At 47.3% G+C, this 26387-nt stretch carries 21 protein-coding genes; 10 read left to right on the top strand and 11 right to left on the bottom strand.

The window, feature by feature from the left end; genetic code table 11:
• Positions 1-301: 301 nt before the first annotated feature.
• The 5 genes from GV030_RS06255 (at position 302) to GV030_RS06235 (ending at position 6373) form a co-directional block, all read left to right on the top strand.
• On the top strand, positions 302-1633 hold the full coding sequence (locus GV030_RS06255) for an MFS transporter (RefSeq protein ID WP_255465165.1): 1332 nt from the start codon (positions 302-304) through the stop codon (positions 1631-1633).
• The gene (locus tag GV030_RS06250) at positions 1630-4353 is read left to right on the top strand and encodes a 4-alpha-glucanotransferase (protein ID WP_159580869.1); all 2724 of its coding nucleotides are present in this window, start codon (positions 1630-1632) and stop codon (positions 4351-4353) included. Before GV030_RS06255 ends, GV030_RS06250 begins: the two co-directional genes overlap by 4 nt.
• A gap of 69 nt (positions 4354-4422) precedes the next feature.
• A complete protein-coding gene (locus GV030_RS06245; RefSeq protein WP_159580867.1) occupies positions 4423-4947 on the top strand; it encodes a hypothetical protein in 525 nt (174 codons plus the stop codon).
• Positions 4944-5687 carry a hypothetical protein gene (locus GV030_RS06240; RefSeq protein ID WP_159580865.1) on the top strand — a complete coding sequence of 248 codons (744 nt, stop codon included), beginning with the start codon at positions 4944-4946 and terminating at the stop codon, positions 5685-5687. The genes GV030_RS06245 and GV030_RS06240 overlap by 4 nt, the downstream gene beginning before the upstream one ends.
• Positions 5684-6373 carry a hypothetical protein gene (locus tag GV030_RS06235; RefSeq protein ID WP_159580863.1) on the top strand — a complete coding sequence of 230 codons (690 nt, stop codon included), beginning with the start codon at positions 5684-5686 and terminating at the stop codon, positions 6371-6373. The genes GV030_RS06240 and GV030_RS06235 overlap by 4 nt, the downstream gene beginning before the upstream one ends.
• 1 nt (position 6374) lies before the next feature.
• Here the strand turns inward: GV030_RS06235 and GV030_RS06230 are convergent, their stop codons facing one another.
• Entirely contained in the window at positions 6375-7169 is a 795-nt protein-coding gene (locus tag GV030_RS06230) for a carboxypeptidase-like regulatory domain-containing protein (protein WP_159580861.1), read from the bottom strand.
• Positions 7170-7257: 88 nt separating this feature from the next.
• On the opposite strand from GV030_RS06230, the gene GV030_RS06225 reads away from it, so the two are divergent.
• Positions 7258-9567 (top strand): acyl-CoA dehydrogenase, encoded by a 2310-nt coding sequence (locus tag GV030_RS06225; protein WP_159580859.1) that lies wholly within the window; start codon positions 7258-7260, stop codon positions 9565-9567.
• Here GV030_RS06225 and GV030_RS06220 read toward each other — a convergent pair whose 3' ends face one another.
• Positions 9568-10017 (bottom strand): DinB family protein, encoded by a 450-nt coding sequence (locus GV030_RS06220; protein ID WP_159580857.1) that lies wholly within the window; start codon positions 10015-10017, stop codon positions 9568-9570. It abuts the gene before it with no gap.
• 12 nt (positions 10018-10029) lie between these two features.
• The gene (locus GV030_RS06215) at positions 10030-10494 is read right to left on the bottom strand and encodes a nuclear transport factor 2 family protein (RefSeq protein ID WP_159580855.1); all 465 of its coding nucleotides are present in this window, start codon (positions 10492-10494) and stop codon (positions 10030-10032) included.
• A gap of 200 nt (positions 10495-10694) precedes the next feature.
• On the opposite strand from GV030_RS06215, the gene GV030_RS06210 reads away from it, so the two are divergent.
• Together GV030_RS06210 and GV030_RS06205 are read left to right on the top strand one after the other, a co-directional pair.
• Positions 10695-14795, top strand: coding sequence for a T9SS type A sorting domain-containing protein (locus GV030_RS06210; RefSeq protein WP_159580853.1), 4101 nt, complete (start codon positions 10695-10697; stop codon positions 14793-14795).
• Positions 14796-14919: 124 nt separating this feature from the next.
• Positions 14920-16449: a peptidase gene (locus GV030_RS06205; protein ID WP_159580851.1), complete on the top strand. Its 1530-nt coding sequence runs from the start codon at positions 14920-14922 to the stop codon at positions 16447-16449.
• A gap of 110 nt (positions 16450-16559) precedes the next feature.
• Here the strand turns inward: GV030_RS06205 and GV030_RS06200 are convergent, their stop codons facing one another.
• Complete coding sequence (locus GV030_RS06200) at positions 16560-21254, bottom strand: glycosyl hydrolase (protein ID WP_159580849.1); 4695 nt, start codon at positions 21252-21254, stop codon at positions 16560-16562.
• Between the two features lie 385 nt (positions 21255-21639).
• Between GV030_RS06200 and GV030_RS06195 the strand changes: the two genes are divergently transcribed.
• Complete coding sequence (locus GV030_RS06195) at positions 21640-22053, top strand: hypothetical protein (RefSeq protein ID WP_159580847.1); 414 nt, start codon at positions 21640-21642, stop codon at positions 22051-22053.
• Positions 22050-22244 carry a helix-turn-helix transcriptional regulator gene (locus tag GV030_RS06190; protein ID WP_159580845.1) on the top strand — a complete coding sequence of 65 codons (195 nt, stop codon included), beginning with the start codon at positions 22050-22052 and terminating at the stop codon, positions 22242-22244. Before GV030_RS06195 ends, GV030_RS06190 begins: the two co-directional genes overlap by 4 nt.
• A gap of 40 nt (positions 22245-22284) precedes the next feature.
• Here the strand turns inward: GV030_RS06190 and nudK are convergent, their stop codons facing one another.
• The 7 genes from nudK to GV030_RS06155 form a co-directional block, all read right to left on the bottom strand.
• The gene (nudK, locus tag GV030_RS06185) at positions 22285-22863 is read right to left on the bottom strand and encodes a GDP-mannose pyrophosphatase NudK (protein WP_159580843.1); all 579 of its coding nucleotides are present in this window, start codon (positions 22861-22863) and stop codon (positions 22285-22287) included.
• A gap of 64 nt (positions 22864-22927) precedes the next feature.
• Complete coding sequence (locus tag GV030_RS06180) at positions 22928-23554, bottom strand: YdeI family protein (protein WP_159580841.1); 627 nt, start codon at positions 23552-23554, stop codon at positions 22928-22930.
• Between the two features lie 13 nt (positions 23555-23567).
• On the bottom strand, positions 23568-24149 hold the full coding sequence (locus tag GV030_RS06175) for a YdeI family protein (RefSeq protein ID WP_159580839.1): 582 nt from the start codon (positions 24147-24149) through the stop codon (positions 23568-23570).
• Between the two features lie 16 nt (positions 24150-24165).
• The gene (locus GV030_RS06170; RefSeq protein WP_159580837.1) at positions 24166-24537 is read right to left on the bottom strand and encodes a DoxX family protein; all 372 of its coding nucleotides are present in this window, start codon (positions 24535-24537) and stop codon (positions 24166-24168) included.
• 4 nt (positions 24538-24541) lie between these two features.
• Positions 24542-25006 carry an SRPBCC domain-containing protein gene (locus GV030_RS06165; RefSeq protein ID WP_159583645.1) on the bottom strand — a complete coding sequence of 155 codons (465 nt, stop codon included), beginning with the start codon at positions 25004-25006 and terminating at the stop codon, positions 24542-24544.
• A 6-nt stretch (positions 25007-25012) separates the two neighbouring features.
• A complete protein-coding gene (locus GV030_RS06160) occupies positions 25013-25336 on the bottom strand; it encodes a helix-turn-helix transcriptional regulator (protein ID WP_159580834.1) in 324 nt (107 codons plus the stop codon).
• A gap of 144 nt (positions 25337-25480) precedes the next feature.
• Entirely contained in the window at positions 25481-26386 is a 906-nt protein-coding gene (locus GV030_RS06155) for an AraC family transcriptional regulator (protein WP_159580832.1), read from the bottom strand.
• Between the last annotated feature and the right edge of the window lies 1 nt (position 26387).

Below are 26387 nucleotides of genomic sequence, written 5' to 3'. Positions count from 1 at the left end.
AGGTTGCTTTTAATAAGTGGCAAATATAAGTCGTTCGTCGGATACCTATGGCTACCTTTTAAATTCTTGTATCGGAGCCTGTTAATTATTGGGAATTTTCTATTTTAAAGCTGTGAAAAGGCCGTTTTTTGAGGATTATGCAAGATAATCATGGAATCGAGAGCTTGCAATCGTTTGTATCTCGCCAACCCATGATGGAGAGTTTTGAGAAGTTTTTGACATTTTTCAAGAGATATTCTCGGTGGCAGTCTTCAGATTAGAAAAATTCCGGTTTTTGGGAAAAAATAAAAGAGAGAAAAATATGAAGAAGCCAGGCCTTAGTACAGCTCAAATTTGGAACATGAGCATGGGCTTTTTGGGGATTCAGTTTGGGTTTGCACTACAGAATGCCAACGCCAGCAGAATACTCCAAAATTTTGGAGCGGATGTAGAGCACTTGTCATGGTTTTGGCTGGCAGCACCGGTCACCGGTCTAATTGTCCAACCCATTATTGGTCACTACAGTGATCGTACCTGGAACAGGATGGGGCGAAGAAAGCCTTATTTCCTCACAGGGGCCATCCTGGCATCTATCGCCTTATGTTTGATGCCCAACTCAGGAGCACTGGCTTCATTTATCCCACCGATGTTTGTGGGAGCTGGTATGTTGATGATCATGGATGCCTCCATCAATATCTCTATGGAGCCATTCAGGGCCCTGGTGGGGGATATGCTGCCCACCGAGCAGCGCACGCAGGGATTTTCGGTTCAGGCCTCCCTCATTGGGTTGGGCGCAGTGGTTGGCTCATTTCTTCCGTACATGCTGGCAGAATGGGTGGGTGTGTCCAAAGTAGCTCCGGCTGGTGTGGTTCCAGATAATGTGATTTTCAGCTTCTATTTTGGAGCAGTAGTTTTTATAGCTACTATCTTATGGACTCTGGCTAAGACCAAAGAATATCCCCCTGAGGAGTATGCCGCCTTCAATGGGCAGGAAGAATCGAAGGAGAAGGGCAGCATTATGGATATTTTCAGAGACTTTGCCAAAATGCCCAAAACCATGAAGCAATTGGGGTTGGTGCAGTTTTTTAGCTGGTTTGGGCTGTTTTCCATGTGGGTCTTTTGTACACCTGCCATTGCGCAGCACGTATATGGCGCTGGCGCTGAGGATTCGTCCTCGGTGGCTTATAATGACGCTGGCAACTGGGTGGGGGTGATGTTCACCGTTTACAATGCTGTGTCCGCGGTGGTAGCCTTGTTACTTCCGGCCATTGCGGCCAGGGTCGGCCGAAAGAGAACACATGCCATCGCATTGGGCCTGGGTGGCCTCGGATTACTCTCTATTTATTTCTTCCCTTCTCAGCCAGTCACTTTGGTGGCTATGGTCTTTGTAGGGTTGGCCTGGGCCAGCATTCTCTCTATGCCTTATGCCATTCTGGCGGGAGCCATTCCCGGCGGGAAAATGGGGATTTATATGGGGATTTTTAATTTTTTCATTGTGATGCCGCAGATTGTCAATGGCGTAATCGGCGGCCCAATTATCAAGAGATTGTTTGATTCTCAGGCGATTTTCGCGCTCATCATAGCGGGAGGATGTCTGCTTATAGCAGCCCTGACGGTAAATTTTGTAGAAGATAAAGACGAGGTAGTAGCATGAAGCTGAAATTTGTAGTGGGTTATAGGACACAGTGGGGTCAGAATGTATATGTGACAGGATCAGCGAAAGAGCTGGGAAAAGGAGATGCAAGACAGGCAGTCAAGATGCAGCCCTCCTCCGGAGATTTGTGGACAGCAGAGGTAGCGTTCGAATCTACCGGTGATTTCACCTATCACTATTTCTTGAGAGATGAGAGCGGCCAGGAGCATCATGAGTTTGGTGAGGAACGCAAGTTGCAAGTCAACAAGCACTTTGATAAGATTCACTTGCGGGATTACTGGAGACCTCAGCATGCCTTTGAGAACTCACTTTACACGGCGCCCTTCACCAAAGCATTCTTTGCGCGTGGTAAGGCTGTCAAACACAAAGTAGACCTCAAGTCTTCTTCGCATTTTGTGCGCTTGCAATTGCGGGCTCCGCGCATCGGGCGAGATTATCAGATGGCTGTGGTGGGAAGTACCAAATCCCTGGGAGCCTGGGACGAGTCCAAGGCTGTTTTGATGAGTGATGAGGACTTTCCGGTATGGAAGGTTGATATTCCAACCTCTGCCAAGGAAGTGCCTTTTGAATACAAATTTGTCATTTACAGCCACAAAGAGGGTCGGGTGGTCACCTGGGAGGGTGGTGAAAATAGGTATTTCCCGCTTTATACCTTCTCGTTGGAGTCCAAGCTCATTGTGCATTCTGAGGAGTTTTTTCATTACCCGGTGGGTAACTGGAAAACTGCCGGAGTGGCCATTCCCGTTTTTTCGCTCAGGTCCAAAGAGGGGTCGGGAGTGGGTGAGTTCACAGATATCAAAAAACTGGTGGACTGGTCCGTTAAGACAGGATTGAAAGTGGTGCAGATACTGCCCGTGAATGATACGGTAGCTACTCATACCTGGGTGGACTCTTACCCGTATGCAGCGATCTCGGTAGAGGCCCTTCATCCGATTTATGCCAACCTCCAGTCCATGGGAAAGCTCAAGGACAAAAAGGTACAGTTGGAGATTGATAAGGAGGCCGCGAGGTTGAATGCTCTGCCTGAGGTAGACTATGAGGGTGTGATGAAATTAAAAACCCGATTTTTCAAACTGAGTTTTGAAGAGAAGGGAGCTGCATTTTTGAAGAGTAAGGAGTTCAAGGACTTTTTCCAAAACAATGAAAACTGGCTGCCGGATTATGCTGCATTTAGCTACCTACGGGATAAACATGGTACCCCGGATTTCACCCAATGGGGGAGCTGTGCCGAGATGAGCAGCGATGCGCTGGAAACTTTCGTGGCCCCCAAGCAGAAGCACTACCAGGACATTGCCATCCATTATTACATCCAGTACCACCTGGACAAGCAACTGAAGGAGGCTACCGCTTATGCCAGATCTCAGGGTGTGGTGCTGAAGGGAGACATCCCCATAGGGATATACAGAAACTCTGTAGATGCCTGGAGACTGCCTCACTTATTCAATATGGACACTCAGGCTGGAGCCCCGCCGGATGACTTTTCTATCTCCGGCCAAAACTGGGGCTTCCCTACCTACAATTGGGAGGAAATGGCCAAGGATGACTACCACTGGTGGCGCGATCGCATGGTGAAAATGTCCGAGTACTTTGACGTATTCAGAATTGATCACATCCTTGGGTTTTTCAGGATCTGGGAGATTCCATGGGAGCACGTGGAGGGATTGCTGGGAAGATTTAACCCGGCTCTCCCAGTTCACTTAAACGAGCTCAGAGATCGTGGAATCAATTTTGACTATGATCGCTTTTGCCGACCATATATCAGGAGGCACATGATCTATGATATTTTTGGAAACTACGCTGATCTGGTACTGGAAGAGTACCTCCATGAATATAAGGCCGGATGCTATGCACTCAAAGAGCCCTTTGATACCCAAAGAAAAATTAAAGCTCACTTCGATGAGCTGGTGAATAATGATCCCGAGAGCAAGGATTTCAATATATGGATCAGAAACAGCCTCTACAGACTTCATAGTGAGGTACTGTTTCTGGAGGCTCCTCTTTCGGATGGCCAGGCATTTAATCCCCGAATCGGCCTGCACAGTACCTACTCCTATGGTGAGCTGGATTACGACACTCAGCAAAAGGTAGATCAACTGTATGTCCACTTTTTTTATCAGCGGCACAATGATTTTTGGAGGGAAAGTGCCATGCGCAAACTTCCCATGCTGAAAGGGGCAACTGATATGCTCATCTGCGGAGAGGATCTGGGGATGGTGCCGGCCAGTGTGCCCGGAGTAATGAGTGAATTACAAATCCTCAGTCTGGCCATTCAGCGTATGCCCAATGACGACAGAGAGTTCTGGCATCCCGCGGATACGCCGTACCTCAGTGTGACCAGTACGGGCAGCCATGATATGACTACTTTGAGAGAATGGTGGCAGGAGGACGATAAGCAGACCCAGCGGTTTTACAATCAGATTTTGGGACAACAGGGTAAAGCTCCCTACTTCTGTGAGCCATGGGTGGCTCATCAGGTGATCAATCAGCACCTGCATTCACCAAGTATGCTGGCTATATTTCCTATTCAGGATCTCATTGCCATGGATGGTGCTCTGCGATCTGATACACCAGAGAAAGAACGCATCAATGTGCCCGCTAATCCACAGCATTACTGGAAGTATCGCTTTCATATGAATATGGAGGATCTGCTGCAGGAAGAAGGATTTAACTCTTTTCTCCGTCAGCTGATCGATCAGGGTGGGCGAAGTGCCGATTATTGACGCGCTACGTCCAACGGTTTTTAGTGATGATGTGTCATAAGGCATATCATCACTAAACACTGACCCATCATGCGTTACACACTTTTACTCCTCTCGATGCTGGTCCTGGCCTGTGGCCCGGACGACTTCCATCCTGATTTCAATCAGGAGTCAACTATGGGTTTCAGACCCATCTATGCAGACAGCTCCGAACTAAACATAGGCCTTGAAAGCGCCAGAAACATCGTTTCGGCAGGAAAGATCTATAGCTATGGCAACCTCCTTCTGGTCAACGAAGTGGGCAAAGGGCTTCACGTCTATGATAATACTGATCCCAGAAAACCGGTGAATAAGTTTTTTGTGACCATACCGGGCAACCATGATATGGCTATGAAAGATGGGGTGCTCTATGCGGATAATTATGACGATCTCCTCGCTTTGCAGGTTTCCAGCGATACGGTGATCGTTTTAAAGCGTCTGGAGGATGTGATCGGCTTTACAGCTGAGTTCCCATCACAAAACAATGTCTATTTTGAATGTGTGGAAGAGGGTAAGGGAATAGTGGTAGGTTGGGAACAAACCATGATTGAAAAACCTAAATGCTACAAGCCATGAGAAAGCTCCTTTTATTACTCGTAGTATCTTTTTGCTGGTCTTGTACCGATGAGAGTGGAGATGTAGGCTTCATCGATGGAGGAGGTGTTGGTGTGGGTGGTTCTACTGCTCGTTTTGCCATCAATGGTGAATTCCTTTACATCGTCAGCAACACCGATCTGAAGGTTATCAATATCAGCAGTGTAGCCGACCCACAGTATCAGAGCTCCACTCCAATTGGCTCTGGTATAGAAACGATTTTTGGTTTCAAAGGAAACCTGTTTATTGGCGGACAGAGCGGAATGAAAATCTACACCGTGGATGCCCTGGGAAGACCTACCTACCGATCGGAGTTTGTGCATCGCACGGCCTGCGATCCGGTCATCGCCAATGATCAATATGCGTATGTCACAACCAGATCAGGGGAGGGATGCAATAACACGCTTTTTGAGGCCAATAGGCTGGTAACACTCGATGTATCCAACCTCGATAACCCATTTGATGTGGATCAGCAGCAGATGATCAATCCTCGTGGGTTGGCGTTTTTTAAGGGAGACCTCTTTGTAGCCGAAGGGGCTAGCGGGCTCAAGCAGTTCAGTCTGGAGGATCCGGCACACCCTGTTTTGATTCATTTCCATACAGAGATAGCGGCAAACGATATGATCGCCCTTGAAAACACCATGATCATCACCAGAGATGATGGGATCTATCAGTTTGGATGCGTGGATGAAGACCTGGAGTTATTCAGTCCAATTCAATGAAAAAGTATCTGCTTGTAAGCTTGCTCCCGCTCTTTGCGGCGAGCTTGTATGCCCAGTATCAGGAGCCTCAGAAGGAAGATCATCCCCTGACTGCAAATCGATTGATCCTGAAAGGAGATTTTGCCAATGCTGTGAATCCCAAGGATCCATCCGTGCTGTTGTCATTAGAATATCAATTTCGCACCTGGGTGAGCTTCACCCAGGAAGTGGGTGTGGTGGCTGAGGTGCGTAGCGAAGAGTCTGTGGGAGATGAATATTTGGGGTTTAAGGCCCGCGAAGAGCTACGCTTTTATTATCAACCCGGAAGCTCGGAGGAAGCCCTTTGGTACTTTAGTGTCAATGCAATGTATCGGTATCTGAAGGTAGACGAGCCCGTGACTGTAGGCTATGGATGTACCTCAGACTGGACTGGCTCGTGTGATTATCTCAGGTTTTATGATGAAGAGACTAGTTCACATCGATATGGAGGTGGGTTCCGGATGGGGATCAGCAAAAGTGTAAGTCCACGCCTGACACTGGAAGGTGACATTGGACTGAACATGATGTATCTACTTCTGAACCGAAGGCAAGAGGAGAATGTAACCTACTTCTTTCGGGATGATTTTTTCTTCAATAACGAAAGAGGCCTGAGATTACAGCCTACTTTGTCGGCAAAAGTGGGCTATGTACTGATGAAGAGACCTTAGCCTAATAATCCCTGACAATATTGGCTGACCGGTCAAAATGCATGAGCAGCCAGTTCCAGATTTCCATGGGGTTGTACTGCTTTTGTATGCCGGGAAACTGGTTGTGGAGCCTTACAATCACCTGGTCATATTGCTGACTGTTGAGGTGGTAGAGTTCACAAAGTTTCTGTTTGACAGAATCTTGCACGATGAATTTCTGATAGGTGATCGTTTCACGGGTCTCCTTATAGGCTTCCACTGCCTGACGTTTTTCCCTCTCGTCCCTACTGAAGTAGGTGATGGGGCCGTAGATGGTGACCGCTGGTACAGGCACACCACCTACCCCTGTGGCTCCAAACCCTACATCACCTGGCTGAATGCCATCTGTCTTTTCCGTAATACTCACACCAGGAATGATAATAGGCTCATCATGAACATTCAGAGGGACCCGATAATTGGGGTCTGCATAAATGGTAATGGATGGCAATAAAATGGAGTCCTCAGGCAGGGTGATTTTCAGGTAATTCACCAGATGAACGGAGTTGACCGGAAGGGTAAGGGATTGGTACCCAACATAAGAGAAAAGCAAGGTGTCCCCCTTTTTGGCGGTCACCTTGAAGTTGCCATGGATGTCACTGACTTTTCCCAGACCCATGGTTTGATTGTACACATGGCAGAAGCCCACCGGTTCCTCGCTTTCGTTGAGAACGGTCCCTGAGATCACATGCTGAGCTGATATGCTTGTGAAATGAAATAATAAAATGGCATAAAACCAGTTTTTCACGTAGCAAAGAAACACAGAATGATGCAGAAACATTTTTGCTCAACAGCCATTTTAACAAATATTATGAAGTTACTTTTTATCCGAACGGATGTAACTTTCTCATGATTTAAACGACAGTCCCATGATTCAGTCCGATTATTTAAAGGAAAACCCGTTTCTCTTCTCTTTTGTGCCCATGTTTTACATGGTGTGGGCCGATGCCATTCTCACACCCAGTGAGATACTGAAGATTAGAGAGCTGATTGAACAACAGGCCTGGATTACGCAAAAGGAGCGAACCTTTTTGCTCTCGCACCTGGATCCTCAAAACCCACCGTCACCCGGCCAGCTGAAGGAATGGCTCTTCGAAATCAGGCGGGTTTCTCAGGACCTTACTCCCCAGATGAAGCGCAGCTTGGTCGATATTGGCATTGAATTGGCCCGGTTAAATGCCAGAAATCAGGATGACAAGACTTTGGAGGCAGCCAGGGCTCCACTTACCGATATTGAGGAGGCGCTGGGGATTCTCTCCAGGGAGGCGGCCTTTCATCTGAGATCACAGGAGCGTACCACCCAGACCGGGGGACAGCAAACAGAGGCTAGTTTTGATCTTAATAAGATGAGTGAACTGCTGGATGGTAAAAACCGGGTGGTGATCAGAAAGGTCAAGACGATACTTTCCGATCCGGAGTTTGAATATTATAGGGGAGAAAGTACTGCAGAGTATCGGGAGCAGGTGCTGAAATGGTGCCAATACCTGGCAGATCAGGGCTTTGGAGGCATGGCATATCCGGAGGCCTTTGGAGGTCAGGATGACATGGCCAGTTATTTTGCCATCATGGAAACGCTTTCTTATCACGACCTGAGCATGGTTATCAAGTTTGGCGTGCAGTTTGGGCTATGGGGGATGAGTGTCTACTTTTTGGGTACAGAAAAACACCATCAGCAGTATCTCAAGGATATCGGCACATTGAAACTTCCGGGCTGTTTTGCAATGACCGAGACCGGGCATGGGTCCAATGTGAAAGGGATAGAGACCACCGCCACTTACCATCACAAGACCAAAACCCTTGTGATCAATACGCCGCACCATGGTGCCGGCAAAGAATATATTGGGAATGCCGCCGTGCATGGCCAAATGGCCACAGTTTTTGCCAAACTGATTATCGATGAGGTAGACTATGGGGTGAATGCCTTTGTGGTGCCACTGCGTGATTCGGATGGTCATACAGTAAGTGGGGTGATCATAGAAGATTGTGGGCATAAAATGGGACTCAATGGTGTCGACAATGGCCGAATTTGGTTTGATGAAGTGGTAATCCCTGTAGAGAATATGCTGGACAAATTTGCGTCTATCGATGCAGATGGAAAATTCAAAAGCCCGATTACCAGTGATAACAGGCGATTTTTTACCATGCTGGGTACCTTGGTGGGGGGTAGAATTGGCATTCCTCGCTCGGGCCTTAGCGCTATGAAAACGGGGTTGACCATAGCCATCCGATATGGTGACACACGTCGGCAGTTTGGACCTGAGAATGGCTCCGAGGTACCTATTCTGAATTACCGCACCCATCAGCGCAGGCTGATGCCCCTACTGGCTGAGAGCTACGCCATCCATTTTTCATTGCAGTACCTCACCAATCGTTTTTTGAGCCGAAGTGAGGAGGATATGCAGGAAATAGAGGCGATGGCCGCAGGATTGAAATCATTTGCTACCTGGCGAACGACCCATGCCCTGCAGGAGTGCAGGGAGGCTTGTGGGGGTAAGGGCTATCTATCCGAAAACCGGATAGACAGACTCAAAAATGACACTGACGTGTACACCACCTTTGAAGGTGATAACACCGTGCTGATGCAACTTGTAGCCAAAAGCAGGTTGTCAGAGTTTAAGAAGGAGTTTTCCGACATCAACCTTTTTGGAGTACTGAGCTATGTGGCGTCTCAGGCAAAAACCAGTCTCTCAGAAATGAATCCGCTTACGGTGCGTAACACGGACCCTGAGCACTTGCTGGATTTTGAGTTTTATCTCAATGCTTTCAGATATCGTGAACGGGACATTCTCACTTCTGCAGCACGGCGCATCAAGAAGCATCTTGACAATGGTATGGATTCTTTTGATGCTTTCAATCAAACGCAGTACCACATGGTAAATGTGGGCTTTGCCTATATCGAGCGGCTAATCCTTGAACAATTCATCGCTCAGGTGAAGAAGACCGAAGATGAGGGCTGCAAGATGATCCTGACCAAGTTGTGTCAGCTTTTTGCATTGTCTCAGATGGAGAAAAACAAGGGCTGGTACCTGGAACATGATTACATGGCAGGAGTGAAGACCAAGGCGATTCGTAAAATGATCAACCAGCTTTGCCTGGAGGTAAGGGAAAATGCAGTGCCACTGGTCAATACCTTCGAGATCCCAGAGAGCTGTCTGGCTGCGCCCATTGCCATGAAATGATCAATGCACGCGTCTGATCTGAAGGATATGATGTTCCATGTGTTCCACATAGTCAGTCATCAGAAACCTCAGGTCAGAAGCGCTGTTATCTGCAAATCGAATTTCATAGGATAACGTAGCATCGGTTTGGGCTGCTATGATGATTCCAATGCGGCGATTGAGTGATTTCCAAAGTATGAGCAATTCCTGCAAATCAGCATGCTGATAATCATTGACACGTACCAGGTCATCCTGACGGTAGTTTCTGATCACATAAGGTTTCTCCGCATACTGAATCTCGGTAAATCGCTGCAGATTGTTGATGGCTGAATCGATCAGGTGTCCAAGGATCTCTCTTTTAGACCATTTATTAGGCGCGGGCTTTTGAGAAAGTACTTCTTCTGAGCAGCTGGTCAGGTAAGCCTCAGTTTGCACCAGAAGGCGCTCAAGTTTTTGTATGCTATCGTTCATACACCTATGGTTTTAGTCCAGGCTGGCTTCAAATTTAGCCAGGAGCCCGGCTGTTTTGGCATTCAATTTCTTTTTGAAAAAACCGCTCCATCCGATAAGAAATCCAGAAAAACCCATGGCCTGACGTGCCCATCGGTATAAAGGGAAATGATCGGTATGTTGGATGATTTTGCCGTCCTTCAGGAGGAAACTCGCTTCAATGATGTTGTGAACACGCCTGCCCGTCTGGCTAAAGGTGTAGTGCGCTTCCCAGTGAGCTTTTCCTTTCTCTTCGTCTTCTTCTATTCCCGAAAAAACAACCAAAAAGTCTTTGCCGGTCTGAGTCTTACAAAGCATCCGCCACATGTTGCAGGCATGCTCACCTTTGAGTACTCCAAATGCCGGATCTTCGAAGGTAACATCCGGATGATAGCATTCAGCCATGGCTTCTGCGTCCAGCTTCCTGAAGGCTTCATAAAATTGGAGGATTACATTCATTCTTTTTTGTTTGAAAGTTAATTCTTTAACCGATGAGAATTGCTGGTTAGAAGATTATAAAATTCATGATTAATAGCTTTGGTGAGGTATGTGCAAGTACTATTGATCTTTTGAAAAATTGGTTATTTCGTTAATTTCTTCTTTGATATAGGCGCTTGTTATTCTAATTTGAAGAAGAATTTGCATTTTTTCAGCAAACAATGAAGGCATCCCAACCTGTTTTTTTTGCGCTATTCATGATTATTTCTTCTACCGCTTTCGGTCAATTTTATTGGGTAGGAGATGGTGGGAATTGGAGTGATTATTCCTCTCACTGGGCTACCACCTCGGGAGGCAGCACCTTTCATACCAATGTACCGGGTGCAGGTGATGATGTTTTTTTTGATGCGAATTCATTTACCACAGGAGGCCAGGTTGTTACTTTGGATCAGATGGGTACGGCTAATAATGTCAGCTTTAGCGGGGTAATCAATTCTCCTATATTCACGGGTGCCTTTGGTCTAACCATAGCGGGTGATCTTACATTGGATGACGATCTCGCTTTTACGGTTACCGGTGATCTCACTTTTACTTCAAGCGGAAATATCACTGTAGAGCTAGGGAGCATCGCCAGGTCACTTCCAGATTTTTATTTTCCTAATAGTTCAGGTACCATTCAAATCAATACGGGCAGTGCTGCGAACACCGTTGATCGGGTGGTATTTGGCAATATCACAGTCTCTACGGCGGGCGTTACTTTTAGGGTGGAAAGCAATAATCTCAATAGCAATGCCAAAACCTTTGGAGTGATTTCCCTTCCTGCCAATTGTTCCTACAGTATAAGGGGACCCAATGGTAGTGGTTTTGGGGTTGGAGATGGCAATATCTTTTCGGGTGACTTCATTGTTGGAGATGGCGGAGATGGAGACTTTAGGGGTGATTATACAATCTTTCAGGGAAATGTTGATTTGGGTGCCGATGGTGAGGTTCGATGGCGTGATCAGGTGGAATTTGAGGCTGATTTGACCATTGATGGATCCTCTGGTAGTGACATTATATTTAGTCAGAATATGGAGCTCGATGGAGATTTTAATCTCACAGGAAGCACAATTGTCGTTTTCGACAGGTCAGCCACCATAGGCGGTGATATTGTGGTTGCGGCGAGTACAGTATCATCCATCAGGATTGATAGAGCCACTACGGTGGCTGGAAATCTCACGGTGGGCACCGCCGCCACTCTTTCGTTCACCAATACCAATGACAATAGCCCATCTTTAGACGTTTCAGGAGCCGTTAGTCTTAGTGATAATGTGATCCTGACTTTAGGAGATGGAGTGGATGCGCCTTATACACTGGGCAACATTGCCTGCGGTGCGTCTGTTGATATCACTTTTAATAATGGAGCAGAGAGTGTGTCACTGGCGAGTCTTACGATGGGAGACTTTAACATCGTGAGGTTTAACAGTGCCAGTAGTGGGACTTCATTTTCAGGAAATCTTATTTCTAATGGAGATTGTGCCAGTTGGCGAACCATCCGATCAAATGCAGAAGGCGTACAGGCAGACTTATCCTTTGGTGCGGCCCAGAGTGCGGATGCAAATGTTATTCAGGACATTGCCGTGTCAGGAGCCTCCTTCACCAACAACTCTGGAATTGACCATGGGAATAATTCCGGAATTACATTTAGCGGCAGCCATTCACCTGTTAATCTTTATTGGATTGGTGGAAACTCGGGGAACTGGTCTGATGAAAGCAATTGGTCAACTACGAGCGGAGGTGCAGCAGGAGTATGCGTACCATCCAGTGCTGATAATGCATATTTTGATGCTAACTCCTTTTCAGGGATTGATCCTTCTGTGACATTGGATATAGCAGGAGCAGAAGTTCAGGATATGGATTGGTCGGGAGTGAATACCGCTGTGAGATGGGAGGGGCTGGTCACCAATACACTTTACGTCTTTGGCGACCTGGTTCTGGATGCAGATGTGACAGCCAACTATTTGGGAAACATCATTTTTACCATGGCTTCTGCCACCACCAATAGCATCACCACCAATGGAGTCTCACTGATGGGGACTGTGGAGTTTGATTTCACTGGAGGCACCTGGACGCTTTCAGATGATTTGGATATCAATGGTGATGATGCCGACCTGATTATTACCAATGGTACATTAAGTGCAGGGAGCCATACCATCGCATTGGAGAACAACTGGACAGTATCAGCAGGGGGATCTTTTACTGCGGGTACTGGTACGGTATTATTAGACGGTCAAAATTCAAGTGGAGATCAGGAGGTGGATGCCGGGGGGAGTCCTTTTTATAACCTAACCATAGATAGACAGAGCAGTGGGGGTAGTTCTACTGTCGCGTTGCTTTCGGATGTGACGATCAATAACGATTTAACCATACAACGGGGACGGCTGGAGGACGGTGGGTTTCAGATTACAGGGAATGCTGGAGGTACTCTGACGGTTCAAAACGGTGAATGGTTGAGGTTGGGATCTAACACCGTGGCCTCATTATTTCCTATTGGATTTGGGAGTGTGAGTTTGGGCAACCTGAGTATCGTGGAGTATAGGAGTCGGGTGGATCAGGATGTGGAAGGGGGAATCACCTATGGCAGACTCTTTCTGGCCGGAGGAGGGAATGCTTCCAGGTCGAAAGTACTGCAGGGAGCGATCACAGTAAATGGTGAACTTAGGATTGATGATTACAATGATTTCTTTGATAACGGGTATCAAATAACCGGAGCTTCGGGTCAGACTTTCAGAATGGATGCGAATAGCTCATTCACCATAGGTACAAGCACTACAACCACTCAATTCCCTACAGGTCATGATGCTTTTAATATTGATGCCAGCACAGAGATCATTTATGCTTCCGGGCAGGATGATGGTCAGGTGATCAAGGCCCTGAATGGAGGAGGTAATAGTAGTTATGGGAGCCTTACCCTGATCAACGTTGCGGGGGTTCAGCGAATCAAAATGCTGGAGGGGGATATAGATATTCGTGGTGATTTGAATATCGGAGACGCCAATACCATGGATTTGACTGCTAGTAATTACACTTTTGACCTGGAAGGTGACCTTAATATTACTGGTTCTGGGATGATTGATTTTCGCAATGGGTCTCTTACTCTCGATGGATCGGCAGAGCAGGTTTTGGATTTTGGAGGGAGCACACCCCTCATCCATGACCTGATTGTAAATAATGCAAGCGGGGTGGTCTTAGCAGATGATTTAACCATAGGAAATTCGCTGGATTTACAAAATGGAATCGTAACACCACAAGCGGCTGAAGTGATTACGATGAATGCAGGATCATTTATTGTTTCTGTTTCTGAGGCTAGCTTTATCGATGGAGAGATCCAGAAAATTGGAGGAACAGCATTTACTTTTCCTGTGGGGGATGGAGGGTCTTACCGGCCCATCAGCATTTCAGCTTCCGGTACATCTACAGATGCATTTCAGGCGCGATATTTTGCTTCCAGTCCGCACTCTTCTTATCCCATCAACTCTCGGGAGCCCGGTTTGGAAAGGGTGAGTGCCTTGGAGTACTGGACTCTGAGTGTGACCAATGGTAGCCCCACGGTGGATGTTATCTTGAGTTGGGACGCACTGAGTGAAGTTGAAAATTTGGATGACCTGCGGGTTGCTCATTGGAATGGCTCGAGTTGGGACAATTACGGAAACAGTGGTACTAGTGGAAATGTGACAGGGGGCACCATTACGGCATCAGGGGTGAGTTCGTTTAGTCCCATCACGCTTGGGTCTTCGTCATTAGATAATCCATTGCCTGTCACATGGTTGTATTTTACGGCAGAGAGGAACAGCTCTGAGGTAGAGCTTAAATGGGGAACAGCTTCAGAAGTAAACAACAGTCACTTCGCCATTCAGAGATCTCAAAATGGTGAAATCTGGCGGGAATTGGGCAGCGTAATTGGCCATGGGAATAGTAAGGAGAAAGTTCATTACACATTTGTAGATAAGTACCCCCCTTCAGAAAGTACTTATTACCGCGTTAAGCAGGTAGATTTTGATGAGAAATATGAGTATTCAGAAATAAAAATGGTTGATGCCTTGACCATTGGAAGTCGGCTGAGTCTCTACCCAAGCCCTGCGCAAAATGTATTAAAAGTGCGGTCTGAAGATTATGTGGTTAAACTTGAGGTGTTCGACCTGTCCGGGGTATCTGTAATGCCGCGACTCGGGGGTTTTTTCGATCAGGAGATTGATGTTTCACATCTGAAGAATGGTTTGTACATTGTGCATATCCAATACCATGAAGGTTCGGCCACTCACAAACTGGTCATTGGCAAATGATCTGTTTAGTGCTCATATTACTGGCTGATTTTCTCCGATTATAACTACCAACAACCATCAGTAAAAAGCTACATCTTTCTTTTTGATGAGCTTCGTTTATTTGGAGACTTAAATGACTCCAGGGATGAAAAAAATTATCATACTTTGTGGCGCACTGGCCGTCAGTACACTTGCAATGGCTCAGGACTTACCGGTGATGTCTTATGAAATAGACATTTCTCAAAATCTGGACACTTTTTTTGTGACCTTATCTCCAGCTACCACTTTGGACAAATCGGCACGCATTTATCAGTTTGCAGCTACTGCCCCCGGTACCTATCAGACCATGAATTTGGGGCGGTTTGTGAGTTCATTTCGGGCCTTTGATAAAAAGGGTAGGGAGCTCCTGGTGACTCGAAAGTCAGTAAATCAGTTTGAAATAAGCAAACCCCACAAGATTGCCAAAATCACTTATCAGATCGCAGAGACTTTTGATACTCCGGTAGAGGACTTTCCTGTTTACCTGATGTGTGGCTCCTCCATTGAGGAAGATCATGCATTGATCAATGCGCACACTATTATGGGTTATTTCGAAGGTTACCAGAAGAGGCCGCTCAGTATTAGTGTTACTGGTAAGGATGACTGGAAAATAGGAACAGCGCTTCCTATGGAAGGTCACCGTTTCCTGGCCTCCAGCTTCGACCATGCCGTGGATTCTCCAATCTTGATGGGTGAGCTTTCTTTTGCTGATACCACCATCGCCGATACTCAGGTGGAAATTTACACCTACTCACAGCAAGGAAAATTTGAATCTAAAAGCCTTCTGGCGGGTATGTCGGACATGCTGGATGCCACACTTCAGTTTTTGGTAAAGCTTCCTGTGGATCGATATACGTTCCTGTATTTTTTTGAGCCTGGCCTTACCGGAGCTACCGGAGCCTGGGAGCACTCCTATAGCTCGGAGTATGTACTAGAGGAGAAGGATCCTACCCCCGAGTACATGCAAAGTGTGACGGATATTGCTTCGCACGAGTTTTTTCATATCGTCACTCCGCTCAATATCCACAGTGAGATTGTAGAATCCTTCAATTTCGTGAGCCCGACACCCTCCGTACATCTCTGGATGTATGAAGGAGTGACCGAATGGGCATCCAATATGCTACTTTACCGAGGAGGAGTGATCGAGGAGGAGGATTACCTGCAAAACGCTATTGCCACTAAGATTTTGGTTGATGAGAAGTATTTTGATCCAACCTGGAGTTTGAAAAAGCTTTCGGACGAGTCTTTCAATGGGGGTGCGGCCTCAAAGGAATATGCCAATATCTATTTCCGTGGTTCATTGGTTGCTGGCCTGCTGGACATCAGACTTTTGGAGCTCTCCGGAGGGCAAGCGGGCCTGCGTGAACTCATGCTGAAATTGATCGATCAATATGGTAAGGGAAAGCCGGTTTCAGAAAAGACTTTTTTCGATGACCTCACTGCCATGACCTACCCTGAAATCAGAGATTTTTTTGATCAGTACATTTTGGCAGCCAATCCTCTGCCACATGAGGAGTATCTGGCTAAGATAGGTCTGGAGCTCACGAGGGGTGAGGCCGGAATCAGCGTCACCAAAATGAAGGAGATGAGTGAAGACCAGAGAAAGCTGTTTGAAGCCTGGAGTAAGAATCTGTAAGAGATAACCCCTCGTTTGGGAAAAAGAATGAGGCGGTTCTGGCTGGCAAAAAAAAGAAAAAGGTTGCCTCAATGAAGCAACCTTTTGATCGATTAGTATATGAGATTGATTTACTCTTTTAGCAGTCGCAGCGTTTTGGGTTGCGACGAAATGATCCTCAGCAGATAGGTACCCGAAGCCAGATGTTTCAAGTCCAATTGCTGGCGCCCGTCGGTGGTATTGATGAGCCACTTTTGACAAACTCTACCACTTACATCTACCAGTTCCAGTTCACCTGCTTCCGAAAGCCCGGAGATCATCACCATGTCATTGACCGGATTGGGATAAATCATCATATCAGAGATGGCCTGCGATGCGGTGCTTTCCGGCGCCCATCGGGCTCCTGAGCTGCAATTACCAACTACAAAGTTATGTCTGGTCGCAGAGGTGTTATTTTCTCCTCCCTGAGGCAAACTGTAGGTGTAATAGAAGTAGATCGTCTGTCCGGCAGCTGCGTTGATCTGGTATGGAGTATTTGGGCTGACCATATACCCGGGGTAGTTGCCTGTAGGGGAGGTGCTATAGTAAAGTATGGTGACATTGTTCCCCACACCACTCACTGAAGGGACAAAGGTGATGGTCGGATTGGAGGCATCAGATGACACTTCCGCTGTATAATCGCCAGTGGACGCCACAAATGTGCATCCTCCACCACTTGAAGCATTCACGGTGACGGCAGTATTGCCAGACACACCTTGTGAAGAAGCTGTGACTGTAAATGACCCGGCCGAATTGGCGGTATACAGCCCGGATCCATTAATGCTTCCGCCAGTTGCAGACCAGGTGGGAGACATACTCATTGGGTTTCCGTTTTGGTCAAAACCCTGTGCGGAAAACTGCTGGGTATCATTCAGCTCCAGTGTAACAGAAGCCGGAGACACCGTGATGGTGGTCAGTACAGGGGTGGGTGTGCCACCTCCGCCACAGTTCCCTACTTCAAATGAGTGCCTGCTTGCTGAGGTATTGTTTTCTCCACCTTGTGGCAAACTGTAAGTATAATAGAAGTAGATCGTTTGCCCGGCTGCTGCATTGATCTGGTAGGGAGCGTTTGGCGAAACGATGTACCCCGGATATCCACCAGTGGGTGAAGTACCATAGTAAAGAATGGTCACATTATCACCCACACCACTTACCGACGGTACAAAGGTAATCGTAGGATTGGGGGAGTCGGAAGAAACCTCGGCCGTATAGTCACCAGTGGATGCCTGAAATGAACAGCTCGTTCCGCCACCGCCAGTCACGGTAATGGATGCTGTTCCGGAAACGCCCTGAGCGGAAGCTGTCACCGTAAAGCTGCCTACAGAACTACCAGTGTAAAGTCCGGATCCATTGATGGAGCCCCCATTGGCAGTCCAGGTTGGGGATATACTCATGGTATTGCCATTTTGGTCAAAGCCCTGTGCGGTAAACTGCTGGGTAGCATTCTGACTGATAGAAGCACTCGACGGACTCACGGTAATAGAAGTGAGCACCGGAGCCTGATTGCTGACAGACACACTTGCACTTCCTGAAACTCCACTGGCAGAAGCAGTCACTGTAAAATTACCCACTGCTGATCCGGTGTAGAGACCTGATCCATTAATGCTTCCGCCATTAGTGCTCCAGACAGGTGTCATCGCTATGGGATCGCCATTTTGATCATAACCTTGTGCGGTGAACTGCTGCGTGTCATTTTGCGCGATAGATGCGTTAGCAGGGCTCACCACGATGGTCGTGAGTACAGGTGTAGGGGTGCCGTCATATTCAAACGTCATTCTTCCCAGATTGAAGCCACCATTTCCTGCCCGCACCCTGATCACCTGGGTACCCGCTCCCAGCGCCACACCGGTAATGTCCTTATTGGTATATGTAGTCCAGCTCGCATCATTCATAGCTACAGTGATGTCTTCGCTGATTTTGGTGCCGTCTTCGCGCTCAAACCAGAAAGGGCCGCCTCCCGATGCACTGCCGGAAGTATACCGGATCTGGACGTTGTAATTTCCTGCCTGAGCCACGTTCACCGTGTATTCCAGCCATTCACCAGCATCAATCCAACCCACAGTAAATCCTTCGCTGGCTGTACTGCCCGCATCCACAGCTTCACTTTGTCGGAAGTCTCCTTCATTCCATGGCGTAGCATCAGAATAAGCGATGCCTTGTCCGCTTCCACCTTCGAAACTGTCGTAGTAGCCAGCCTCCACTGTGCCGGGGATGGCAGCCGGGGTTCCGGTATAAGGCAGCTGAGAACCTACCTGCACCCGAACAATGTTGGACACATCCAGGCTGGAGCCTACATAAACCTTGGCGTAATAGTTGACAAGACTGGCTGGCACATTATTGTCCGTGGCAGAGTACGGGGCGGAGGTATCGGTGCCAATCAGCAGGTTTCCACGGTAGAATTCTACTTTGGTAATGCCGCTGCCTGAGGTGGAAGCACTCAGGGTCACAGAGCCATTGGCCGGAATCTCACTGGCACTGGCGGAGATGGTGGCTGTTGGTGTGATGTCTCTGTTGGTGACCATGGTACCACCAGGCACGTTGAGACTGAATCCATCAGAAAAGTGAACGGTGATGGAGCTGGAGCCATAGTTGTGCGCTACGTACGTTTTCACCCCATTTTTATTGAATACCGCTGAAATAGGATAATCGGCAGTCACTTCTTCCATGACCTGTCCCATAGCATTCATGGCATGCAGCCAGTGGTACGTTTGGGCATCGGATATGCCAAACTTAATGTTTCGGTCGGGGTAGGCATCATAAAGGCTGATGGCCAGCTCTGGATCCGAAAAGGAAAGGAAACTCCAGTAGGTGTCGTACCACAGGTTGTCATTCGATACATTATTCAGTACATCCGTTTTGGAGGTCATCCCGTTCCAAACTTCCTGTACATAGGCCGTATTGTGGCCCATATAGAGTGCTCCACCGTGGATTGGGTAAAGCTGAATGCCGTAGGAAGCTGCAATGTCCTGTGTCCACCAGGTGCCATTGTCATACCCACCACCCCAGATTCGGGCTACCATCTCATGCTGATATTCGGGCTGAAATGTGCGGTCATTCTGATCAAACCAGTACTCTTCTATGGCCGACTGCTCAGTGGTGTAGAGGTAAATCCCCAGGTCTCTGATGGCATCATTGCCAGTGACCGACCCCCAGTGGATCAGCGAGGAGTTGAATTGCATGGATTCTGAAGTGGATTCCTGGTCATTGCCAAAAGGCTCAGTGGCAAATCCATTGGCCCAGCAATGCCCTGCAAAAGGGCTGAAATTTCTCATAAATGGGAACATCGCATCCGTTCGGGATGGGTTGGATGCATCGCGGATGAGTAGGTCTACCATGCCGCCCCATTGCGCCGCCCAGCCGGGCTGGTACTGCTCTATGGCCGCTGCCGCATGTATGAAGTAACCCCAGTGAAAATGATGATCGTTCAGGTTTTGATCCTGGCGGTGTCCGGCGGGGTACCCGATCATGGTCTTCCAGGTATCATTGTAGTAGAAGAGGAAGGCCACTTCGCCACCTTCCGCTTTGAACCAGTCTTCCAGTCTGCTTTTCACGGTATTGACTAGCTGATCACGAGCTTCGGTGTGTCCGATCTGGTCTGCCAGGTGAGCCACCTGAATCAGGCGATTCATGGCCTGCCCTTCATTGTAGGAGTCGGTCCATTCAGCCAGTCCGTCATTTTTGATGGCCTCTATTTTCTGGTAGAGTGCTCCTGGATCAAATCCGCTACTGTATTTTCCCAAGTCGGGCAGGGTGGGCAGGATGCCTGCAAACTTATTGGCCACAGAGAAAGTATTGCCATGAAGAAGTTTCAATTCGCCTCGCACGGTTGGGTAGCTCATGCCAGTGGGCTGTGCCGATCCGGAGGCGAGTCGAGACCATTGATGGGGAAGGAGGCCTTGTACGAAGGTGTTATTGCCACCTTCTTTCACATCGGGAGTGATGGTGAATGTGGTGGTCACTGTGCCAGTGGCCTCATTATAGCTGTAGTCAGAAAGGGTATTGCCTGGAAAAACAAAGGCATGTGGCTCCAAAGCTGTAATGGCCGAATTCACATCGGCGCCAGGTGGGAGCATGGCTATAGACCAGTAGTTTTTGCCGTTGAGGCTGGAGGTATATTGTCCTCCACTTCCTGACCATACTGTGCCGGCGGGCCCGAAAATCACGAAGTTAGCGCCGTTGTAGTTGTTGGTGATGATGATTTTGTTACCGCTTACCGTGGCTCCCGCAGGATTGTGATTAACCGAGACTTTGGCCACATCACTGCCGCCTTTGGTGAAATAGGTGAAGGGCATGCCAATGCCCATAGTGGCGTTGAAGGTTTTGCCGGAACCTGCCCAGGACATGGTGACTGCCCAGTCGGAGTGGTCAGAGGCAGTGGACTGACTGGCACTGAGGCCATCTACACCCATGACTATGCCATTGACATCACCCATCGGCTGACGATACTCTGTAGGGCCAGCCGCAGGAGGCACCGTGTAGTTGATGACCAAGCCGCTGGTGAGTGACTTATAGGATAAGGGATAGTTAAAGGCCTGCCCGCCATGATCCACTTTGATCATATTAGAGTACCAATCGTTAGTAGGTACAGGCTTGGTGCCAGCCGCCCCAGAGAGCTGCGGAGAGCCACTGGGAAAGGTATTGCGTCCGGCTGCATCGGTGCCGGGAAATACTGTAATGTAGCTACCACTGCCTACCGGGATGGTTTGTGCTATAGGATTAAAGAAAAAGGTGAAGATAAGGATCAGCGTTAGCAAGATGGATTTCCATGGTGTTGTTGGATTGTTCATAACATAGGTTTAGATAAGTGATGGTTGAGATTGGGATTTTTACTGGTTTTCGTGTTCTGTTTGATTTTAAATTTTGTAAAATGAAGCCAGAATAAATCCCTGTTTTTATGGTTTTTATTTTTTATTGATTCAATTTTTAAAATTACTCCAGTATATCCCGGAGTCTGGGGGAACACAACACATCAATACCACAGCACCGGTTACATCAATACTACAACATCCATTACATCAACACTACATCAGCGGGTGTGAGGTAATTCTTGGAAGCTATTTTTATGAAAATGTAAAGTTTACTTAACTTTTTGTCTGATGAGTTTGATATCTAACTTAATTGGTCTTTATTTGTGTCAAATAAACTTGACTAAAATTAAAACTAACTTGACTTATGAGTAAGCAATCAGAAAGTTGGAAACAGGTGAATAAGCGTAACACAGCAAATTTGGCTGTATGGACCCTGGCCTGGACCCTCACCATGGCAGTGGTTTCCTTAGGACCAAAATACATCTGGGAAAATGATGCTTCTATTTCGCTAATAGCAATCCTGATCAATACCGCGATCGGTGTGGGGATGATCCTGGCGAATAAGAGACATTTGAATGGGTTGGATGAGTTAAACAGAAAAGTGCAGTTGGAGTCACTGGCACTGGCATTGGGTGTTGCGGTAGTAGGAGGGCTTAGCTACTCAATGCTGGATGTTGCCAATGTGATCAGCTATGATGCGGAGATTTCGCACCTTGTGATATTGATTGGGCTCACCTATTTGGTGGCTACTGTGGTCGGTTTAACGCGTTACAAATGAAGAATCGCATCAAAGTATTACGTGCCGAACGGGACATCACCCAGGCACAACTCGCCGATGAGCTGGGGGTGTCCCGACAGACCATCAACGCCATAGAAAAGGGGAAGTTTGATCCCAGTTTGCCGCTGGCTTTCAAATTGGCGGGCTTGTTTCGGCTCACTATTGAGGAGGTATTTCAATATGAGGATTAATCTCTTCGGGTGGGCCAGGGCCCACCCGGTTCATTGAAGGTCATAAGATCTGGTGCAGTCTGAGGTGTTGGAGAAGCATAATGGTTTTTCCGTCTTTGATTTCACCTGAGCTGATCATATTCAGGGCCGTTTCAAAGGGGAGTTCCATGACTTCAATATTTTCCTCTTCGTGTTCCACTCCGCCTCCGTCACTGACTTTCATCTCTTTGGCATACTCAGCAATGAAGAAGTGTAATATTTCCGTGACCGAGCCTGGTGACATATAGGCTTCGAATATTTTGTGAACAGAGGATACTTGATAGCCCGTTTCTTCTTCTGTTTCTCGTTTGATGCAGTCTTCAGGATTGTCTTTATCCAGCAGGCCGGCACAGGCTTCTATCAGCATGCCACTGTCATTCCCATTGATAAAGGTGGGCAATCGAAACTGCCGTGTGAGGATGACGGTTTTCTGAGCTTTGTTGTAGAGGAGGATGGTGGCGCCATTGCCCCGGTCGTAGGCTTCCCGGGTCTGTGTTTGGAGGGAGCCATCTTTTTTGAGGTATTCGTAGGTGATTTTTCGGAGAGTGTACCAGTTGTCAGAGAGGATCTCTGTGTTCAGGATGTTTACCTTTTCGATCATGTATGTTAAGCATTTGACTACTTAACGGATGGAGGGGGGATTGGGGGTGCAAAAAGGGACTTGCTCAAGGGTAACGATCAAAAAATCCTTTTCCTTCCAGAATCTGCGGAATACATTTCTCAATCCTTGATATTCTCGTTTTGGCCTGTTTGGGTGCCGAGAAATGCAGGATATAGCCTCTTTGCTTACCGGGAGTCAAGGCTTCAAAAGCTGCCTTCAAGTCAGGATTTTCCTGCAGCTTCAACTGTAACTCTTCCGGTAGAGGTTCGGGGTTTTCTTTGAAAGTCACCTCCAAACCAGCTTTTTCTACTTCGATGGCCTCATAAATGTAGGCTTTGAGTGTGGTCTCCTGATCCAAGACCTCTTTCAAACGGGTGAATTTAATGAGACGTCCTCCTTGTGTGTTCTCTCCGGGCTTTTCCAGTAGACCATAAGTGTCCTGAAGTAAGGATCCTTTGAAAAAACTAAGGGCACAGTATTCCTTGAAAGCGCTGACAATTAAGATGTTTTTACCCTGATGGGTATAGCAGGGTACACCCCATTTTGATTCTTCGTTGAGCCCGGAATCGAGAGCAATTCTTCTGAGTTGTTCGAGCTCTTTCGGCCAATTTCTCACTTTACACTGTGGGGTAGCATAAAACGAGCACCGTCCGCACCCATCTGAGAAATACGTATTCACATCTTTGTTCATCCCTTATGCTCGATTAAAGATCATTTAATCCCTTTCCTTCCAGAATCCGTGGAATGCATTTCTCAATTCTGGATTCACGTGTTTTGGATTGCTTGGGCTGAGAGAAATGCAAGAGGTACCCTCTTTGCCTACCGGGTGTCAGTGCCTCAAAAGCCGTTTTCAACTCAATATATTCATCTAATACCTGTCTGAATTCATCAGGCATATTGAATTCAGACGTCTTTTTGAGTTCCACTTTCAGGCCGGCACGCTCCACTTCAATGGCTTCATAAATATAGGACTTCAGGGTAGATTCCAGATCCTTTATTTGCTGGAGGCTGGTGAAACGGATCTGCCGGGCTGCCTGCACATTTTCAGTTTGCTGGATGAGGAGGGCATCGGTGTTTTTCAGTAGAGCTCCTTTGTGAAACAGGAGGGCACAGTATTCCTTAAATCCATGGATCAATACCACATTGGTTTTTTGAAAAGTATAGCAGGGACATCCCCATTTCAGTTCTTCTGTGAGCTCCGTTTGCAGAATGATTTTCCTCAATAGCGCGTATTCTTGCTGCCACTTGCTGGTTTTGTTAAAAAAGAAGTCAACCTTGGGATTCATGAGTTGGTGGAATGATTCAAGCTATTTTTCTGTCAGCTGGTCTAAAATACCATGATACGACCGTTAATACAATCAAAAGAGTAGGCCCGAAGAACTCGATCGGATCACTTCCCCCTGCTAAATGTGAAAATATGGCGCCCGACATGTTAAAGAAAAACCCAGCGTAAGCCCATTCCTTGAGTAGCGGAAACCGGGGGATAAGTACAGCCACCACACCCAGTAGTTTCCAGGTGCCGAGTATTGTCAATATGTAGCTTGGGTAGCCCAGTTGCGTCATTTTGGCTACTTCTTCATCCATTTTTATAAGCTGAACGATTCCGGTAGAGGTCGTGCCTAAGGCCAGCCAAAGGGTAGCGATCCAGTAGATGATTTTATTTCTCTTAGTCATTGGATTATTTTAATTGAGTTAAGATTTTTTCAAGTCGATTGTGGGCCATATTGATACCCTGAGCGAAAGGTAGTTGGAGGATTTGATCCCTGATCGCCACAGAGCGATATACCACATGCATGATGAGTTGGCTGGTTTTGTCTGTGAGGGTTTCAAACTCCAGAAACTCCAGCTGCACACCAAAACCGGTATTGTCCATTTCAAAGGTTCTGGTGATTTTCTCGTTCGGGATAAACTCATGAATGGTGCCGTTGAAACCGTGTTTGTTCCCCCTTGGGTCGGTGGTTTCGAACTGCCAGCTGCCATGCCTTTTGTTTTCCAACTTCAACACTTTGGTGCCCATCCACTGTTCTACGAGGTGGGGTTCTGCATAGGCCTTGAAGAGTAGCTCCAGGGGAATGTCAAATGCTCTGGTGATGAGCAATTCCTGCTTACCATCTTCGGCGTGAATCTTGGTTTTGGGTTCCATAGACATTTATTGATCAGATTGATAGTTTTTCATCACGGCCTCCAGCTTGTTGAACCGGTCGTCCCATAGCTGCCTGAATGGCTCTATGAAATCTGCGATTTCTTTGAATTTTTGAGGATTCAGATGATAGTGGATGGTGCGTCCAGTTTGCTCCTGCTCCAGTATCTCACAGGCGGTCAGTATCTGTATGTGCTTGGAAATAGTCTGTCTGGAGGACTTGAAATTTTCGGCAATGGCACTGGGAGTCATGGCTTGCATGGCCACCAAAGCGATGATGGCCCGGCGGGTGGGGTCAGCTATGGCCTGAAATACATCTCTTCTTAGTTCCATTTATGCAGTCACTTGACTGCAAATATATGTGCAGTTAAGTAACTGCGCAAATTTCAGTGCATTATTTGGGTGTACTATATTCTGACTGGAGCCGTCACTCTCAGAAGTAGAGGAGGAATGACTCGCGGATTGAAGTATGAATGCTCAATTAAAGGATTGTCTGAATTCCAGTGGTGAGAGCTTGGTCTTACTTTTGAAAAGTCTGCTGAACGACTGGGAGTGCTCAAACCCAAGGCTATAGGCGATCTCGCTGACTGAAAGCTGAGTGGTCGAGAGTTTTTCTTTGGCCTTTTCAATCAGCTTTTCGTGAATGTGCTGCTGAGTATTCAGACCTGTATGAATTTTGAGCAGGCTACTGAGGTACCCCGACGATACATTCAACTGATCGGCAATTTCTTCCACCACGGGAAGTCCAACGCTCGCCAGGTTACCCTGCGCAAAATGGCGCCTAAGGATGGTTTCCAGTCTGCCCAAAATTTCATGGTTGGAGATTTTTCTGGTAATGAATTGCCGCTGGTAAAATCGCTCGGCATAGCTTAGCAGTACTTCCACCTGTGAGATGATGATGTTTTGACTGAACTGGTCGATGTTGGAGTGGTATTCCTCCCGGATATTTTCCATGATACCAATCATTGACTTTTCCTCCTTTTCGGATAGGAAGAGGGCCTCATGGATGTGATATCCGAAAAACTCATAGTTTTTAATTCGGGTAGCCAGCGGAGTATTCCAAAGAAAATCCGGGTGGATGAGCAGTATCCAGCCCGTGGGGTGTGGATTCGGCTCGCGGTGTACTTTCACCGTGATCACCTGCCCTGGAGACACAAAGGACATCAGCCCTTCATCGAAATCGTATGGCTGCTGACCATACCTGAATTTACCGCTCATTCCTCTTTTCAGGGCAATGGAGTAGTGACCAGAGACTATGCTGATCTCATCTCCGTCGGTCTGGTAATTTACCTGGGAATAATCCACCAGGCTGACCAACGGATGCTCCGGTTTGGGCAGGTTGGCCAGTTGGTGGTATTCACTAATGGATTTGATGTTGTGCATG

This window comes from Marinoscillum sp. 108, from assembly GCF_902506655.1.
Lineage (GTDB): Bacteria > Bacteroidota > Bacteroidia > Cytophagales > Cyclobacteriaceae > Marinoscillum > Marinoscillum luteum.
Note: the sequence above shows the minus strand (reverse complement) of the source record. Positions and strands in the feature narration are given on the sequence as shown.

Coding starts and splice junctions, on each gene's coding strand:
- GV030_RS06225 (WP_159580859.1), top strand. CDS start 7,258: ATGATTCAGTCCGATTATTTAAAGGAAAACCCGTTTCTCTTCTCTTTT.
- GV030_RS06170 (WP_159580837.1), bottom strand. CDS start 24,537: ATGACTAAGAGAAATAAAATCATCTACTGGATCGCTACCCTTTGGCTG.
- GV030_RS06190 (WP_159580845.1), top strand. CDS start 22,050: ATGAAGAATCGCATCAAAGTATTACGTGCCGAACGGGACATCACCCAG.
- GV030_RS06200 (WP_159580849.1), bottom strand. CDS start 21,254: ATGAACAATCCAACAACACCATGGAAATCCATCTTGCTAACGCTGATC.
- GV030_RS06220 (WP_159580857.1), bottom strand. CDS start 10,017: ATGAACGATAGCATACAAAAACTTGAGCGCCTTCTGGTGCAAACTGAG.
- nudK (WP_159580843.1), bottom strand. CDS start 22,863: ATGATCGAAAAGGTAAACATCCTGAACACAGAGATCCTCTCTGACAAC.
- GV030_RS06160 (WP_159580834.1), bottom strand. CDS start 25,336: ATGGAACTAAGAAGAGATGTATTTCAGGCCATAGCTGACCCCACCCGC.
- GV030_RS06210 (WP_159580853.1), top strand. CDS start 10,695: ATGAAGGCATCCCAACCTGTTTTTTTTGCGCTATTCATGATTATTTCT.
- GV030_RS06240 (WP_159580865.1), top strand. CDS start 4,944: ATGAGAAAGCTCCTTTTATTACTCGTAGTATCTTTTTGCTGGTCTTGT.
- GV030_RS06180 (WP_159580841.1), bottom strand. CDS start 23,554: ATGAACAAAGATGTGAATACGTATTTCTCAGATGGGTGCGGACGGTGC.
- GV030_RS06205 (WP_159580851.1), top strand. CDS start 14,920: ATGAAAAAAATTATCATACTTTGTGGCGCACTGGCCGTCAGTACACTT.
- GV030_RS06230 (WP_159580861.1), bottom strand. CDS start 7,169: ATGTTTCTGCATCATTCTGTGTTTCTTTGCTACGTGAAAAACTGGTTT.
- GV030_RS06195 (WP_159580847.1), top strand. CDS start 21,640: ATGAGTAAGCAATCAGAAAGTTGGAAACAGGTGAATAAGCGTAACACA.
- GV030_RS06175 (WP_159580839.1), bottom strand. CDS start 24,149: ATGAATCCCAAGGTTGACTTCTTTTTTAACAAAACCAGCAAGTGGCAG.
- GV030_RS06155 (WP_159580832.1), bottom strand. CDS start 26,386: ATGCACAACATCAAATCCATTAGTGAATACCACCAACTGGCCAACCTG.
- GV030_RS06255 (WP_255465165.1), top strand. CDS start 302: ATGAAGAAGCCAGGCCTTAGTACAGCTCAAATTTGGAACATGAGCATG.
- GV030_RS06250 (WP_159580869.1), top strand. CDS start 1,630: ATGAAGCTGAAATTTGTAGTGGGTTATAGGACACAGTGGGGTCAGAAT.
- GV030_RS06215 (WP_159580855.1), bottom strand. CDS start 10,494: ATGAATGTAATCCTCCAATTTTATGAAGCCTTCAGGAAGCTGGACGCA.
- GV030_RS06235 (WP_159580863.1), top strand. CDS start 5,684: ATGAAAAAGTATCTGCTTGTAAGCTTGCTCCCGCTCTTTGCGGCGAGC.
- GV030_RS06245 (WP_159580867.1), top strand. CDS start 4,423: ATGCGTTACACACTTTTACTCCTCTCGATGCTGGTCCTGGCCTGTGGC.
- GV030_RS06165 (WP_159583645.1), bottom strand. CDS start 25,006: ATGGAACCCAAAACCAAGATTCACGCCGAAGATGGTAAGCAGGAATTG.